Consider the following 14,754-nt stretch of genomic DNA (forward strand, 5'->3'; position numbering starts at 1 on the left):
GCAATGTCGAAAACGTCCATGTTCCTCTTGGCTGCCGCCGCGCTCGCCATGATGCCGCCGGTACCCGCCGGGGCGCGATCCTTGCCGGCGCAGCGGCGCTTTGACCTCGCGGCGCAGCCGCTGGACCAGGCACTGCGGACGATCGCCACCCAGTCCGGAATCAACCTCATCGCCCCCGCTGATCTCCTGGCGGGTCGAACGGCGCCTGCCCTTCACGCAACGCAGACGCCGATCCAGGCTGTTCAAGGCCTCCTCGCCGGATCCGGCCTGGAGGTCGTCAGCGTCGGCGGAGATTTCGTCATCCGCCGGGACCAAGCCCGCGCCGCGGACCGGAACAAGGCGGCGAGCGAGGATCAGGCGATCGTCGTGACCGGGTCGCTGGTTCGCGGCGCACCGCCGACATCCCCTGTCATCACGATCGGCCGCGACGCAATTGATCGAAGCGGGGCGACGTCCGTCGAGCGCCTGCTTCGCGATCTTCCGCAGAATTCGCAGGCAGGCGTCGGGCAGGAAAATTTCAACGCTTCGGGCGCAGGCACCGATATCACCGAACATGGCGCGGGACTCAATCTGCGCGGCCTCGGACAGCGTGCGACCCTCGTACTCCTCGACGGACGGCGGCTCGCACCGAGCGGCGTCGGCTCCTTCGTCGATGTATCGATGATCCCGGTCAGCGCTTTGCAGCGCGTCGAAATCCTGACCGACGGGGCCTCGGCGATCTACGGCTCGGACGCGGTCGGCGGCGTCGTCAACTTCATCCTGAAGGATCGGTTCGACGGACTGGAAACGACCTTCCAGGCGGGAACCACCACCGCCGGCGGGGGCAGTTCGCTGCTCGGGTCACTGACCGGCGGCACGCACTGGTCAAGCGGCCGGGTCCTGCTCAGCTACGAATATCGCAAGGATTTCCCGATCAAGGCAGGCGAACGGGATTATACCTCCGGACTTCAGCCGGACGTGTCCGTAACGCCCGACGAAGTGCGGCACAGTTTACTCGGGATCGTCCATCAATCGCTTGCACCTGGTCTGACCCTCGAGCTTACCGGAACTTACGCGCGCCGGGATACCGATCGATTCTTCTTCCAAAGCTCGATCCCGACCACCGCGCACGCCGCCGCGCGTTCGACGGGCGCAAGCGCCGATCTGACTTACGCCTTTGGTGGAAGCTGGCGGCTCGACCTTGCCGGTCAGCTGTTTGTTTCACGCAATCGCGAGCGCGCGATCAGTGAAGGGATCGGTCTCTTCAATCACATCGACACGACCAATCGGCTGTTCGAGAGCAGCCTGAAGCTGGATGGCACCCTGCTCAACCTGCCGGGTGGGCCGGTCAAGACGGCAATCGGCGCGCAGCTGCGGCGCGAATCCTATGTCGACGTGTTTGAGACCAGCGTCAGTTCGGCGGTGTCGCGCCGGAATGTCCGTTGGGTCCGCTCCTTGTTCGGGGAAGTCGATGTGCCTCTGGTGTCGCGCACGAACCGCGTCCCTGGAGTGGAGCGCCTGCTGCTGACCGGCGCCATTCGCTACGAGAAATATGACGGGTTCAAATCGACCCTCGATCCCAAGCTAGGACTCCTCTGGTCGCCGGTCGACGGGCTGGCCTTCCGTTCGTCCTACGCGACGTCGTTCCGGGCGCCGCTGCAATCGGAGACATCGGGCTTTTACATCGCCTATTATTTCCCGGTCAGCCTGGTCTATACAAATCCGGCGGGCGCGCCATCGGGCGGCGCTGCGCTGGTGCTGACCGGCAGCAATCCCAAAATCCAACCCGAGCGTTCGAAGAGCTGGACGCTCGGTACGCAATGGACGCCGCCCTCGCTTCCCGGCCTGACGGCCAGCCTCAACTATTATCGGGTCGACTTCAGCAACCGGATCGTCCTGCCGACCAACCAGATCGTGATCGTCGGCAATCCGGCGCTTGAATCGCTGGTGACCCGCAACCCGTCTGCCGACATCGTTACGGGCATCGTCAACGGCGCGTCGCAGATCCTCGATTTTTCAGGGCCGGGGTTCACCAACGGCGGCGCCGGACCCGGCGATGTGCGCACGATCGTCGACGTCCGCTACAACAACAGTGCCCGGACCCGGACAAGCGGCCTCGACCTCCTCCTTCATTACGACTTCAAGCTTGCCGGATACGACCTTGGTGCCGAGATCAATGCCAATCATGTCCTGCGGTTCGACAGCCGCCTGACCGCGACCACTCCGATTCAGTCGCTGCTCGATACCCCATATCAGCCGCTCGACTGGCGTTTCAACGCGGGGATGCAATGGCGGCGCGCGGCCTGGTCGGGAAGTGTCACGGTCCATCATGCAGACGGGTATCGCGACGACCGCCGTCTGGTGGTCGTCCCGGTCGCTTCCTTCACGACGGTCGATGCAGGCATAACCTATGCACCGCACAGCGGCCCGCTCGCCGGGACCAGCATGAGCCTGTTTGCCGATAATCTCTTCGACCAGGCGCCGCCCCACCTTGCCAACGATCCCGGCTCGACGCGCGGTCTCGGCTACGACCCGGTCAACGCCAGCGGACGCGGCCGCTTCGTCTCTTTGCAGCTGCGTCAAAGCTGGTGATGGCGCGCGTCTGGCGATCTGGTGTTTGCCTGTGGGCCGCGCCTTGGCTTGCGGCCGCCGGCCAGGGCGCGGTGGGCGCGACAACGGTTCGCGACCTTGTCGAGCAACCTGCATTCAGCGGACTCGTCGTCTCGCCCGACGGGCGCAAGGCGGCGGTGCGGACGGAAACCGCCGATGTCGGCAGGAATCTCTATCATTTGAGATGGCTGATCGTCGATCCGGCGAGCGGCGCGGTGTCATTCGCGGGCGATGGCGGGGCGGCGATCTACACCGATCCGGGCCTCGTTGCGCCCGGCGACGCGCTGTGGGCGCCCGATTCCTCGCACTTTGACTACCGGGCGCTCAAGGGAGGCGCGATCGGCTTGTGGCGAAGCGGGGCGCGAGGGTGTCGCGCACGGCCGCTCTTTGTCCCTCGAGGCAATATCGAACGACTGCTCGGGGTCGACCGCGACGGCGTCACCTTTATCACGGGACCCGCCCGCGCCGATATTGTCGCGGCCGAGCAGGCTGAGGGCCGCGAGGGGATCCGGATCGACCGAACCGTCGATCTTGCCCAGTCGCTGCTCCGCGGCGGATGGGTTGACGGCCGGCTCGGTGCCCAGCGCCTCGTGGGCCGCTGGTTCAAGCGCGGCGGCCTGCTCGGCTCCGAACCCAGAGAGCGCCACCGGCTTGACCTCGCGACCGGTCACGATCGATTGCTCGGTCGCGAGCCGGTCCCGCCACCGGCGACCGGGCCCGTCCAGCCGCCTGACGGATTTACACTCAAGGCCGCCGACGGCGCGATCGCAACGGTGTCGAACGGCGGCGAGCGATCGGTGCTCCGCGTCACGCGCGCGGGTGGGGAGCGCGTCTGGATGCCCGCGGGGATCATCGCCTGGGCCGCGTGGCGATCGGGCGGCGGGCTGATCATCGCGGTCCGCGATCTTCACAAGCGCGATCGAATTTTCGAGTGGACGGCGAACGAGGAGAGGCCGCGACCGATCGCCGGATACGACGGCACGCTGTCCGGGGGTGGTTACGGAGCGGACCTGCCGTGCGCGATCGCCCGCGCCTATCTGCTCTGCATTGCCGCGGGCCCGGTCAATCCACCCCGGCTCGTCTCGCTCTCGATCAAGGACGGGCATTGGCGCACGGTCGTCGCGCCTCACTCGGTTGAGGCCGCTTCGGTGCCCGTTGTTCGTCGTCTCGAATGGCACGCTGGAGCGGCGACCTTTACGGGCGTTCTGCTGACCCCGCCGGGGCCGGCGAGGCGATATCCCCTGTTCCTGACCTATTATCGTTGCGCGGGATGGCTGAAGGGCGGCGAAGGCGGCGAATGGCCGTCGGCGCCCCTGGTCGAGTCCGGGATCGTGGTGGCCTGCATCAACGCGGCCCGCGACCACGGACCGCAGGACGCGCTTGCCGGCTATCGGACCGCCGAGGCCGGTATCAGGGCGCTGATCGAACGCCTCGACGCGGAAGGCGCGATCGATCCGCACCGTGTCGGCATGGGTGGCTTCAGCTTCGGGAGCGAGGTCACCATGTGGATGCTGACACACACCCGGCTGATCAGCGCGGCCTCGATCACCTCGCCCCAGATCGAGCCCGCCTATTATTGGCTGAACGCGGGCCGGGGACGTGACCAGCCCGGCCTGCTCAAGCAAGTTTGGGGACTTGGTCCGCCGGGCACGTCGTCCGCGCAATGGGCGGCGGCGTCGCCGGTCGGATCGATCGACCGGATCCGCGCGCCGCTGTTGCTCCAGATGCCCGAGCAGGAGGCCCGCGAGGTCCCGGAGCTGCTCGCCCGGCTGAGCCGTTCGGCCGTCGCGAGCGAAGCCTATGCTTTTCCCGATGAGGGGCATATCAAGGTCGAGCCCGCGCACCAGCGGCAGGCGATGCAGCGCAACCTCGACTGGTTTCGCTTCTGGCTGACGGGCGCGACCGATCTCGTCGACCCCGGCGCCGCACGGCGCTGGACCGCCCTGACGTCGCGCGGGGCCGACCCGTTACCTCCCGGCTGATCGGAGCCATTCCTCGAGCGCCGCCATTTCGAGCAGGCGGATGTAGCCGTCGTCGGCGGGGTCTTCGGACTGGAGCAGATAGGTCATGATCGCCACCTCATCGATCAACCCCCGCGCGGCAAGCTCTCCGCCGAGAAGCATGTCGCGAAGCGCCGGCCGCTGGATGCGATAGGCTCGTCGAAACAGGCTCTCGAGACGGCCTTTGGTGCGGCGCCCCTCGATCTCGGGCGGTAGACGCGCGCGCATCGCGGCGCGGGCGACGGCGCGGTCGCGTCCGCCCCGGCACCACAGCCAGGTCGGGACGGCGAGGCAGAATTCGAGGAGCGGTTGCGCCAAAAGGGGGTGGCGCATCGGCACCGTCAAGAGGGGTTGGCCGCGATCGAGGAAATGCTGGATGCTCACCAGCGCCTCGATATGCTCGCGCTTTCCAGGCAGGATGGCCTCGGGAACTTCAAGCCAGGGGTGCCGATCGGGGACCGTCGGCACGGCCTCGGGCTTCAAGAAGCGGTCATCGCGTTTCCAGCGCGGCCGGGCCCGCGCCCGAGCCTGCTTGCGGATCGCGGCGAGCAGCGCGGTCCAGAGGGTCGAACCGGTGAGCACGGACAGATCGTCGAGGGTGCGGCAACCCTGGCTCATTCCCCGGCATCGATACGCGTCGACCGCCGGTGCAGCAGTGGTGAGAAAGCAGAACAGATTATCACCGCCCGCCCCGTCAACCAGCGCGCTGCCCTCCAGCCCGCGCACGTGCCGGTCGAGCGCGCCGAACAGGGGACGAAGCGCAGCATTGGGAAGCGGCCGAAATGACCGCGGACCGATCGGGCCCGCGATCGGCGACGAGGCCGGGATCTCGAAGTCGTGAAGACCGGCGTGCGCCGCGCTCGCGGAGAGCCGCGCAAAGCGCCGCTCGTCGCTGTCGGCGCTGGGCCCGTGGTAAGTTAGGGCTACCGTCGACCGACCGGGCTTGCCCATCGCCGCGAGAACGATCGCGCTGTCGAGGCCGCCCGACAGCTGAACGACAGGTGAGGGCGCGTTTCCGACCATGATCGGGATGACGGTCTCGAGGAGCGCGCCGAGCGCTCTAGCCGCCTCATCGAAGTCGAGGACCCGATCAGCCGGACCGACAAAGCGGTGTGGCTTCCAGAGCGCCTTCGTCCGCCAGCCGTCGGCCGACTGGCACAGGACATCGCCGGGGAGGATTTCGGCCGCTCCGGCATAACCGGTTCTCGCCGTGCGCAGGAAAGGATAGGTAAGCCACTGTCCGAGGAACGCGTGATCGACCGGCCCCGGATCGAGACCGAGCAGATCCGCTGTCCGGATGTCCGGGACGATGAAATGCCGGTCTGCGTGCCGGATATGGTGCGCGGGCTGGCCGCCCGAGGGATCGCGAAACAGCCAACAATCGTCGGGCGAAGCGCAGGCCAGAATATAGCGACCCCAATGGTTCCCGACGAAGTCGGCAATCTTCGCTTCGTCCGGCAGGGGCGCCAGCCCGGCGGGGGGTCGGCAGGTCCTCGCTTCGACAATCAGTCCGACCGCGACGGCGCGCCGATCGGGCGACCAGATCAGGGTCTCGCCGGGACCGACGGCGACGATCATGCCCTCGCCGCGATGGACTTTCCATTCAAGCGGCGCCAGCCGGCCGATCCAGTCGGCCGTCAGTGCGTCCAGATGACGTGTCGAGCCGAAGCCGACCGCGAAGCTCATACCGAGCGGGCCAGGATCGGCGCGAAGCCCGCGACCATGTCGGCATCGTCGTTGAGAACCTGGTCCAGGTCCTGGATCCAGCAGTGTGCGGCGAAGGGCAATGTCGTCACGCCGATCACGAGCGTCGAGGTCAGCGAACGCCGCCGCAGGAACCACGCGAGGGCGATCGAATCGGGAAGGCATCGCCGCGGGATCGGGACCCGACGGCGATAAAGGTCGAACTGCTGGGCGAACGCCGCGACGAGCACCGGATCGCTGCCGGCCCGCACCGCGGTGAACCGATCGAGAATGGCGGCCAAGCCGCCAAGACGGAGCCGTACGATCGCCGCTGCGACCAGCAGGGCAACTTCGAGCGATCCAAGCAGCGACCCTCGCGGCGGTGCGGCTTCCCCTTGCCCGCCGGACACACTGGGCAGGCGAACCCGGATCTCCGTCGCCCCGGTTTGCCCGATCCCGGCCCGGATCAATCCGGCCTCGAGAAGCCGCCGGGCGGCCTCGTCGCGCGGCATCCCGGCGGCGGCGTCGAATTCAACGAGATCGGCAAAAAGCCGCTGATCGAGCTCGAAATAGCGATCGGCTTGCAAATCGAGAAAGATCGCGGTGTCGTCGACGATCGCATAGCTGAGGTGGGGCAGGAGGCTGTAGCGGTTCATCACACGATGCGCGCCCCGGAAACTCCGGGGCGCGCTCCTCGTCGTCAGTCGCGAGCGATGCCGTACTTCTGCTCGAAGCCCGCGACCTCGAGCGTCCCGATCGGTCCGCCCCGGGTCACGTCGCTGGCGCGGCCGAGGGTCCGCCGGTCCCGGCGATAGTTCGTCTTGGTCATCTTCCTGCCTCCTGGCTGTTCGCTGCGGGGATGCAGCACGATGAAGGCTATGGAGGCTGGGAGAAGATACCTATTCTATAAGATGGCCATAATCCGATTGTTTGCATCGACGACGCCGAGCACGGCGGTGCGCTCGGCGTCGCCGATGCCTGGTCAGTCGCGGTTGAGCCCGGTCATGCCCCACAGGCCGCTCGCCTCGAGCATATGGCCGTTGGCGCCGCGGGTGATTCGGCTGGCCCGACCGAGGGCCGGCCCTACGGGCTGCGGGATTGTCTTCTTCATCATCGTCCTCCTTCTCGCGCGGCACCACGCCGCGCGGCGCGAAGGCTAGGAAGACCGTCGCCGGGTACGAAGCTTATAAGCAAGTGACCGGCGTGTTGTTTTCTTCAGCGGCCGATCTCCGGGCTTGGTTCGCTCTCCCTCGGTCGATGAAGCGTCGCGATCAGGTCGCCGACGATGCGGAGGCGGCGGCGATGATATGCGCGAAGCCCGCGCCGCAGTGCGCCCCACTCGCTCGCCGCCATCCAGGTGGCGAGGGTCGTCACTTCGCTGGCCACGGACCGCGCGCCCAACAGTTCTTCCTCCCGGAGGCGGACATTCTCGAGCCGCGCGCCGACATTCGCGAGGGCGGCGCCGCACTCGGGATTGGCGGCGAGCCGGGCGATCGCCGCGAAGAGGTCCGGCCCCCTGACGTAGGTTCCGGCATCCGCGTCGACCGTTAGCGCCGGGCTGGCCTGTCCCTTCGCTTTGTCGGTCAGGGCCATGACAAGCAGGCGATAGCGCCAGTCGTAAAGATGCCTCAGGCCGACTTCGGTCATCAAGGGAAAGCGGAAGCCACCGGCGGGCGCGGTCTCGACGAGGCGTTCCCCGACCAGGCGATGGAGCGCATCGCGCACCGGCGTGATGCTGGCGGCGAGCTCGTGCGCGAGATGCGCGGGCTCGAGCGGATCGCCGAGTGCATAGACGCCCGCCTCGATGCGGGCGCGAAGGCCGATGAGCACCCGCTCGAACGTTCCGCCCGAAATCACCATCGCTCGCCGACCGCCGCCATCCGCGTCACTCGCCTTGCTCCTGGGCGAGAAGATAGTCGTTGAGGAGCCGCTGCTGATCGGGGCGGAGCGCGTCGATCGCCGCACGGGGGACGTCGGGACCGTCGTCGAACAGGACCGAAGGGCACTGACCCTCGAAATTGCCGAGGTTCGGCCGGTGCTGGGTGTAACCGACAAGTTCGCTGAGCGGCTTCGGGAAGCTGCGGGCGACCTCGGGCGGGTAAGCCAGCCACTGATTTTCATAGGGCTTGAGCCATCCGAGGCAGTAGCTGATGATGATCCCGCGGCGCTCGCCCTGCGTGCGATTGGCGCCGGCGCCGTGAAGGGTCGAGCCGAGAAAGACGAGCGCATCGCCCGGATCGAGCTCGATCGCGACCGGGCCCTCCCGCGGCTCGGCGTCGAGCGCTCGCGGGCCGTGACTGGCAGGCCAGACCAGCGTCGCGCCGTTCTTGGCCCTGAAGGGCGTCAGCGGCCAGATCACGTTGAGCAGATATTCGACCTCGCCGACGACGCCGCGCCACATGTCCTGGTCGCGGTGCGGAAGCTGCGCAGGCGCGCCCGGATGAATGGCGATCGCCTGGGTGAGATTGAGTTGGATCCGGTCGCACCAGGGACCAAGAACCCGCTCGGCAAGATCGAGGATGCCCGGATGCCGGACCAGGTCGTCACTATGATTCGAGCGGACCAATAGGCGGCCGAAGCGCTTGGTCCTGCCGCCGTAAAAGCCCCCTTCGCAAAACGGCGCTCGCTCGAAGTGGGGTTCGAGGTCGCCGGCCAGCCGGCGAAGGTGCTCGGGCGGCAGAGCCCGGGTGAGGACGGCGAAGCCGTCGCGCTCGAGCGTGCTGAAGGCAGCGGGCGGCGGCGCCGGGACCGGTGCCGATCGAGAAGCGGCGCGATGGGCCATCGTCACGCCGCCGCCGCCAGCGGTGCGGTCTCGCCGATGCCGTTGGCGGCGAGCAGGGCAGGGGTCTCCTCGTCGATCGAAATCCTGAGCGCGCCGAGCTTTCGCGACCCGATGGCCCTGGGAAGGCCCGCGGGATCGCATCGCCAGCCGAAGGCGAGGATCTGCTGGAGCCAAGGGAGTTCGGCAACGCCGTAATAAGTCTGAATGCCGTGCTCGAGTGCGTGGCGGGCAAGACCGGACACCAGCTGGTCTCGGACAGCCCGTCGCTGCGGCGCCGCAAGTCGCCGATCAAGGCAGAAGCGGGTAATTTCCCAGCTGTCGGGGGCACACGGCAAGGACGCGCAAAGGCTCGGGAAATGAGTCGCCAGGAGATAGGGACGGGTCGTCGGGAGCAGGCGCGCCGAGCCCAGATGGCCGCCGTCCCTGTCGGAGACAATGAGGTAGACCGCATGCCGGTCGTCGAACTCGTCGACCTCGAAGCGGCCGTCGAGCACCGGCAGGTCCCAACGGAGCAGGTCGACGAAGACCTGCTTGCGGGCCTCGAACATGGCGGCGAGCGCGCGATCCTCAAGCGGACCCGATGAGCGCAGGGACGTGATGGGCATGGTGGAACTTGCTCCTCTTGGACAAGCAGGAGCATCGGCCGGGCGGGATGGTGGCGCCATCACCAGAAATGGGGAGCGTCAGCGGTTCATCACGTCGAGGAAACTGATCGTGCCGTCGAGTAGTGCATGGATCGCCAGCAGCGTGCGCTTGGCAACGCCGTAACGCTCGCGCGCCTGCTTGACATGGGCAATCACCGTTTCATGGCTGATGCCGAGGATCCGGCTGATCTCCCAATCGGACTTGCCGCGCGCCGCCCACACCACGCAGTCGCGCTGGCGGTCGGTCAGCGCAGGTACCGCGACATCGCTCGACCGGACCCGATACAGCCGCCGCGCCGCCTCGAAGGCGAACAGGCCGACCAACTGAGCGGCCGGAAGCACCTCCCCATCCAGCGACCGGCCTCGCTGTGTTGCGAACGAACAGCTGCCGAGCGTCTCGCCCGGAACGTGCGCCGGAATGGTGAAGCCGTCGCCGAGCCCGCTTCGCGCGGCGCCTTCGAGGATGTCGACATCGCGCTTGGTCAGCGCGATCATGGCCGGGACCTGCGACCAGACAAAGCCGACGCTGGTCAGGTGGCTCGCGCGATGAATCGGATCGACGGGGCCGAGCCGATGACGATCGAAATAGTCGACCCACTCGGCGGGATAGTTGGCAAGACGGATCGTCGGTCGCGGGCCGCGACGCGGATCGACGTGATGCGTAAGCGCAAAATAGTCGAAATGCAGATCGGCGCAAACCTGCCCGATCAGGTCCGACAAGGCCGCTTCGGTTTCGACCCGTCCGGCGTCGTCGACAAAAGCTTGTACTCGCTCGAACACGTGCGCCGCTGCACGTCCCGGGGCGCGCTGTCCAAGCCGCCTGGTCCCGAAACTGCCTTCCCTCGTTCGCGGCGCACGAGCAGCTCTCAACTGCCCGCTTCACCGACTTCGGCACCCGACGATGATACCCAGAAATGGTTATTTCCAGCAAATAACCGATTTATAATTCTGCCGGGCCATGGTTGAATCGGCCTTCAGCAGCGAAGATCGGCCCGGCTTGGCGGCCCGGGCGGCGGCACCCCGGCGCTGAGGGTCGGTGGCCGGCGATCGCCCCGACTGGCGCGATCCCGACGCTTATGCATCCCTTCTCACCGTCGATCGCAGTGGGTGGGCATGGGAGTGGCTCCGGCGCGATGACGGCTATCGCCGCGCGGCACGCGGCGCAGCGAATAGGGGTGAGCCGGCGTCCCGGCCCCACAACTGGGGTCTGCACCGCTTCGAAGATCCCGCGCTCGGCGCCGCCGAAGCGCGGCCACTCTGGACCCATGAATATTCGGCCTTCGTGCTCGACGCCTCGGTCGGCGTCCTGGTGTCGGCCGGAATCGATCTGGAGGGGCTCACGCGGCTGAAGCGAAGGTTGGGCGGCGAACGAATCCTCATCGCGAACGGCCTGAGTGCGCTTCGCCTCGACATCGCGCCCGATCTTGCCGCCGCGGCGACGTTCCTGGTGGGCGCGGCGCCCGAGCGACTGGGCGCGCAAATCGTTGCCCTCCAGCAGGTCGAGCGCCTGGCACGCACCGGCTGCCTGGCCACGGCGCCCCTGTCCCGCGCTCGGGCTGCCCGGCTCGCGCGGCTGCTTCGCGTTTCGGACGCGCTGGCGACCGATGCCTCGCAGAGACGGATCGCCGAGCATCTGTTCGATTCCGATGCCGCGAAGGCCCGCTGGCGAATCGAACTTCCGACGGTCCGCCTCCAGGTTCAACGGCTCGTCCGCCAGGCGCGGACCATGGCGGCGGGCGGCTTTCGCGCGCTGCTGTTGCGCAATGACTGACCGGGATCAGGCCGGGGCTCGAATTTGCACCGCCGCGAATTCGAGCCTCCGGACACCCGGCTTTTGTCGCCAAGATCGGTCCGACGCCAACTCGATCGGATTGACTGAGATGCTTGATGAGATTGCCCGGGCGGCCCAAGCGCGGAAAGGAACGCCGTTCCTGTCGACCGAGCAGGCGGCCTATTATCTTGGGCTGAGCGCCCGCAAATTGCAGGCGCTGCGAAGCCGCGGAGGGGGCCCGGTTTTTCGCCGGCACTGCCGCTTTGTCCGTTATCATATCGAAGATCTCGACAATTGGTCGCGCGGCAGCGGCGCCGGCACGCGATGATGTCGCCGGCGCGCAAGGCCATCCGCCGACGTCGGCGCTGGAACGACGTGATGCGCCGGCCCTGGCGCGCGCTCGCGCTCATCTCCGGCTGCATCATGCTTCTGCTCACCCTGGTCGATGCGCCGCGGCCCCGGATGGTCTGGAATTCCAGCCTCAGCAGCCCGGTCGGCCTCTATGCGGTCGGCGATCAGCAGGGACTTCGGCCCGGCGACATGGTGGTCGCCAACTTGCCGCCCACCGTGAAGGATCTCGCCGCAGGTCGCCGTTACCTTCCCGTCAATGTTCCTGTCGTCAAACAGGTCGCCGCTGCCGGCGGCGACCTTGTCTGCGCTCGCGGTCGCCATGTTTCCGTCAATGGGCGAACCCTCGCCGAGCGCCTTTCGCAGGACCGTCACGGGCGACCTCTGCCAAGCTGGTTCGGCTGCCGTCGCCTCGCCCGAGGCCAACTGTTTCTCCTGTCGGCCGGCGTTCGGGATGCCTTCGACGGCCGTTATTTCGGCGTGACGGAGCGCCGCGAGGTAATTGGGCGGGCGAGACATCTATGGCCGTTCGAGTGACGCTTCTTCTCGCCGGGCTTATGATCGCGGCGCCCGCCGCGGCTGACCCGGTCGACCAGTGGGCCGCCGAGATCGAGCGCGCGTCGGCTCGTTTCGCCATCCCGCAAGGCTGGATCCGCGCGGTGATGCGCGCCGAGAGCGGCGGGCACCCGTGGCGGCGCGGGCGGCCGGTGGTCAGCCGCGCGGGCGCCATGGGGCTCATGCAGATCATGCCGGGGACATGGGACGAGGTGCGGCGACAGCACGGCCTTGGCGCCGATCCGTTCGATCCCGCGGACAATATCTATGCCGGAACGGCCTATCTGCGGGCGATGTATGACCGGTTCGGCTATCCCGGCATGCTCGCCGCCTACAACGCGGGTCCGGGACGCTACACTGCATCACGTCGCGAGGGGCGTCCGCTGCCCGCAGAAACGCGCGCCTACGTTCGAACCGTATCGGGCAAGACGGCCATGTCCGAGGCTCCACCGCCCGCCGGGTATGCCCCGCAAGCATCCCTGTTCGCCGTTCAAAAGGAACAAGAGAAAGCAGCAAACGAAACGGACCAACCCACATCCGAAGCAAATTTCTTCGTCATCAGCGCTAAGCGCCGAACGGTTGCCAATCCGTGACGTCGAAAAGTCGAGGAACGTCACGCCTCGAGATTTCAGGTTTCGCTTCGGTCGGGCTGCACTCGCAACTCATCATATTTGACTTCTTAGACCGAATAACTGCGCATATCCGACTACATTTGTAACGCCTGCGTCGCCTCGTCGTGCAGGAAGGCGGCCTCATAATCGCGGCTCGCGGCGCTCGACAGGCCCGCGGTGTGCAGTTCGTCCCGCCAGCCGTCGGCGATCACCTGCGCCGTGCTGCGGATCATCCTCCTGGCGTCATCCGGCCTTATTTCGAAGAAGTCGCCGGCATCCCGCGCCAGTCGAATGGATCGGTCGTGGGGACCGCCTTCCATGATCGCCGTTTCAAGGTGCGGCTGCCGATCGGGCGCGGGATTGACGTCGAACATCGGCGACAGGCGCCAGCGGCCGTCGCCTGCGTAGAGGAAGCCGTGGTTCTTCAAATGGTCGTCCTTGTTCGACACGAGGATCGTGAAGATCAAGCGCCGGTAGAGTTCCTCGAAGTCGCGCTTGGGATCGGCAGAGTGCGCACGGATGAAGTCGACGATCTCGGTATAGGAACCCAGTTCGGTGCCGGCTTTTCCAAGTGCGCTGCGCGCCGACATGTAGGGGATCCGCGCGGTTCCGCGTCGATCGAAGCGCTGGATGAGGGCCACCGGGAATGGCGTGTCGGCCATTTCCAGTCTGACGGGGGGCGTCAGGATGCCGCAGCGTTCGGCAAGGCGAAGCGTTGCGACTTCGACCCGCTCCACGGGCTGCTGGTCGTGGACCGAGGTGAATTTCGCCAACCAAAGCGTGTCGCCTTCCGCGACATTGGCTTTCGGTCGCGCGCCGCCGGAGCCGCCCGCGCCCGCCAGCGCCTGGATCTGCTCGGCGGAGACATCCTTCCCCTGTTCATAGTCGCGGGCGATCGCCGTGATCGTCGCCAGATCGACCAGCCGGGGAACGGCTTCCGGCGCAGGGCCGCGAATGATCTCGCCGGCCTCGTCTTCAAATCGAAGCGCGCCCTGCCGGCTCGAATCGTCCGACAGGGTCAAATATTCGAACTCATTGAGGCCGTTGCCGTAGGCGCGCTCCAGGAGACGCCGGCCCCATGTGTCGGGCGCCGCATCGGCGAACACGCCCGGAAGCGCATCATGCATCCGGCCCGGTTGGCCGGAGGTGTGAAAGGGGCCGGCGTCCAGATCGAAATTGGGCTGGATGGCGAAGGCCCGGGAGTCCTCGCGCCAAGCGTCCTCATAGGAGAAGGTCGAAAACTGGCGCGGCCCTGTCCGCGTGAACCGCAGCCGGCCGACCGGTATCCGGCCTTCGCCGAGCACGACCCGAGAATGAAACTCCGGCATCAGAAAGCGATGCCGTCCGAGCCGCCATCGTCCCGGCTTCCGCCTTCCGCCGATGTTGATGTGCGCGTCCGTCGACGCGCCGCGGTCGACCGGCCGCGTTGCGGTAACTGCTCGCTCGCCAGGGCCAGGCCAAGGTCATCCTTGCGGACGTCGACGAGGTCGCCCAGTCGCTCTGCCAGCCCGAGGACGACCAGAACATCGGCAAGGGTGCCGATCGCAACGCCCTGATCGCCCTTCTCGAGCCGGGCGATGGAACTGGGCGACGTCCCGGCCCGGACCGCGAGATCGGCCACCGCGAGCCGGCGGCGAAGCCGCGCGCTGCGGATGTCGTTTCCCAATCTGGACAGAACCGGCCGGACTTTGGGAGACGTCATTGAACCGTCCAGATATGCTGAATTAGCGCTTTTGATATGTCATATCTGATAGTTTGTCAAATAAGGCCC

Annotated in this window: 16 protein-coding genes; 6 read left to right on the plus strand and 10 right to left on the minus strand. The window is 67.0% G+C overall.

From position 1 onward, the window contains the following. Positions 1–3 precede the first annotated feature (3 nt). A complete protein-coding gene (locus ABDK56_RS09575) occupies positions 4–2,571 on the plus strand; it encodes a TonB-dependent receptor domain-containing protein (protein WP_349808034.1) in 2,568 nt (855 codons plus the stop codon). Continuing rightward, the gene (locus ABDK56_RS09580; protein ID WP_349808035.1) at positions 2,571–4,571 is read left to right on the plus strand and encodes an Atxe2 family lasso peptide isopeptidase; all 2,001 of its coding nucleotides are present in this window, start codon (positions 2,571–2,573) and stop codon (positions 4,569–4,571) included. The genes ABDK56_RS09575 and ABDK56_RS09580 overlap by 1 nt, the downstream gene beginning before the upstream one ends. Here the strand turns inward: ABDK56_RS09580 and ABDK56_RS09585 are convergent. From ABDK56_RS09585 to ABDK56_RS09620, 8 genes are all read right to left on the minus strand, one after another. Beyond that, the gene (locus ABDK56_RS09585; RefSeq protein ID WP_349808036.1) at positions 4,557–6,275 is read right to left on the minus strand and encodes an asparagine synthase-related protein; all 1,719 of its coding nucleotides are present in this window, start codon (positions 6,273–6,275) and stop codon (positions 4,557–4,559) included. The genes ABDK56_RS09580 and ABDK56_RS09585 overlap by 15 nt on opposite strands. After that, complete coding sequence (locus ABDK56_RS09590) at positions 6,272–6,928, minus strand: lasso peptide biosynthesis B2 protein (RefSeq protein ID WP_349808037.1); 657 nt, start codon at positions 6,926–6,928, stop codon at positions 6,272–6,274. Before ABDK56_RS09590 ends, ABDK56_RS09585 begins: the two co-directional genes overlap by 4 nt. Before the next feature lie 44 nt (positions 6,929–6,972). After that, the gene (locus ABDK56_RS09595; protein ID WP_349808038.1) at positions 6,973–7,101 is read right to left on the minus strand and encodes a hypothetical protein; all 129 of its coding nucleotides are present in this window, start codon (positions 7,099–7,101) and stop codon (positions 6,973–6,975) included. Between the two features lie 153 nt (positions 7,102–7,254). Beyond that, positions 7,255–7,383, minus strand: coding sequence for a hypothetical protein (locus tag ABDK56_RS09600; protein WP_349808039.1), 129 nt, complete (start codon positions 7,381–7,383; stop codon positions 7,255–7,257). 104 nt (positions 7,384–7,487) lie between these two features. After that, the gene (locus tag ABDK56_RS09605; protein ID WP_349808040.1) at positions 7,488–8,132 is read right to left on the minus strand and encodes a GntR family transcriptional regulator; all 645 of its coding nucleotides are present in this window, start codon (positions 8,130–8,132) and stop codon (positions 7,488–7,490) included. Between the two features lie 25 nt (positions 8,133–8,157). After that, positions 8,158–9,054, minus strand: a complete 897-nt coding sequence (locus tag ABDK56_RS09610; RefSeq protein WP_349808145.1) for a phytanoyl-CoA dioxygenase family protein — start codon at positions 9,052–9,054, stop codon at positions 8,158–8,160. Positions 9,055–9,056: 2 nt separating this feature from the next. Then, positions 9,057–9,659, minus strand: coding sequence for an acyl-homoserine-lactone synthase (locus ABDK56_RS09615; protein WP_349808041.1), 603 nt, complete (start codon positions 9,657–9,659; stop codon positions 9,057–9,059). 78 nt (positions 9,660–9,737) lie between these two features. Beyond that, positions 9,738–10,478 carry a LuxR family transcriptional regulator gene (locus tag ABDK56_RS09620; protein WP_349808042.1) on the minus strand — a complete coding sequence of 247 codons (741 nt, stop codon included), beginning with the start codon at positions 10,476–10,478 and terminating at the stop codon, positions 9,738–9,740. Between the two features lie 256 nt (positions 10,479–10,734). Between ABDK56_RS09620 and ABDK56_RS09625 the strand changes: the two genes are divergently transcribed. From ABDK56_RS09625 to ABDK56_RS09640, 4 genes are all read left to right on the plus strand, one after another. Continuing rightward, positions 10,735–11,469 carry a DNA -binding domain-containing protein gene (locus ABDK56_RS09625; RefSeq protein WP_349808043.1) on the plus strand — a complete coding sequence of 245 codons (735 nt, stop codon included), beginning with the start codon at positions 10,735–10,737 and terminating at the stop codon, positions 11,467–11,469. A 109-nt stretch (positions 11,470–11,578) separates the two neighbouring features. Further along, positions 11,579–11,797, plus strand: a complete 219-nt coding sequence (locus ABDK56_RS09630; RefSeq protein ID WP_349808044.1) for a helix-turn-helix domain-containing protein — start codon at positions 11,579–11,581, stop codon at positions 11,795–11,797. Continuing rightward, a complete protein-coding gene (locus ABDK56_RS09635) occupies positions 11,764–12,354 on the plus strand; it encodes a S26 family signal peptidase (protein ID WP_349808045.1) in 591 nt (196 codons plus the stop codon). The genes ABDK56_RS09630 and ABDK56_RS09635 overlap by 34 nt, the downstream gene beginning before the upstream one ends. Beyond that, positions 12,351–12,965: a lytic transglycosylase domain-containing protein gene (locus ABDK56_RS09640; RefSeq protein WP_349808046.1), complete on the plus strand. Its 615-nt coding sequence runs from the start codon at positions 12,351–12,353 to the stop codon at positions 12,963–12,965. The genes ABDK56_RS09635 and ABDK56_RS09640 overlap by 4 nt, the downstream gene beginning before the upstream one ends. A 113-nt stretch (positions 12,966–13,078) precedes the next feature. On the opposite strand, the gene ABDK56_RS09645 is transcribed toward ABDK56_RS09640, so the two are convergent. Beyond that, positions 13,079–14,311 (minus strand): type II toxin-antitoxin system HipA family toxin, encoded by a 1,233-nt coding sequence (locus ABDK56_RS09645; protein ID WP_349808047.1) that lies wholly within the window; start codon positions 14,309–14,311, stop codon positions 13,079–13,081. Continuing rightward, on the minus strand, positions 14,311–14,685 hold the full coding sequence (locus ABDK56_RS09650; protein WP_349808048.1) for a helix-turn-helix domain-containing protein: 375 nt from the start codon (positions 14,683–14,685) through the stop codon (positions 14,311–14,313). The genes ABDK56_RS09645 and ABDK56_RS09650 overlap by 1 nt, the downstream gene beginning before the upstream one ends. Positions 14,686–14,754 lie beyond the last annotated feature (69 nt).

Origin of the sequence: Sphingomonas sp. ASV193, assembly GCF_040203355.1 — a bacterium.
GTDB lineage: Bacteria > Pseudomonadota > Alphaproteobacteria > Sphingomonadales > Sphingomonadaceae > Sphingomicrobium.

Coding starts and splice junctions, on each gene's coding strand:
- ABDK56_RS09615 (WP_349808041.1), bottom strand. CDS start 9,659: ATGCCCATCACGTCCCTGCGCTCATCGGGTCCGCTTGAGGATCGCGCG.
- ABDK56_RS09590 (WP_349808037.1), bottom strand. CDS start 6,928: ATGAACCGCTACAGCCTCCTGCCCCACCTCAGCTATGCGATCGTCGAC.
- ABDK56_RS09600 (WP_349808039.1), bottom strand. CDS start 7,383: ATGAAGAAGACAATCCCGCAGCCCGTAGGGCCGGCCCTCGGTCGGGCC.
- ABDK56_RS09595 (WP_349808038.1), bottom strand. CDS start 7,101: ATGACCAAGACGAACTATCGCCGGGACCGGCGGACCCTCGGCCGCGCC.
- ABDK56_RS09605 (WP_349808040.1), bottom strand. CDS start 8,132: ATGGTGATTTCGGGCGGAACGTTCGAGCGGGTGCTCATCGGCCTTCGC.
- ABDK56_RS09575 (WP_349808034.1), top strand. CDS start 4: ATGTCGAAAACGTCCATGTTCCTCTTGGCTGCCGCCGCGCTCGCCATG.
- ABDK56_RS09650 (WP_349808048.1), bottom strand. CDS start 14,685: ATGACGTCTCCCAAAGTCCGGCCGGTTCTGTCCAGATTGGGAAACGAC.
- ABDK56_RS09630 (WP_349808044.1), top strand. CDS start 11,579: ATGCTTGATGAGATTGCCCGGGCGGCCCAAGCGCGGAAAGGAACGCCG.
- ABDK56_RS09580 (WP_349808035.1), top strand. CDS start 2,571: ATGGCGCGCGTCTGGCGATCTGGTGTTTGCCTGTGGGCCGCGCCTTGG.
- ABDK56_RS09610 (WP_349808145.1), bottom strand. CDS start 9,054: ATGGCCCATCGCGCCGCTTCTCGATCGGCACCGGTCCCGGCGCCGCCG.
- ABDK56_RS09585 (WP_349808036.1), bottom strand. CDS start 6,275: ATGAGCTTCGCGGTCGGCTTCGGCTCGACACGTCATCTGGACGCACTG.
- ABDK56_RS09645 (WP_349808047.1), bottom strand. CDS start 14,311: ATGCCGGAGTTTCATTCTCGGGTCGTGCTCGGCGAAGGCCGGATACCG.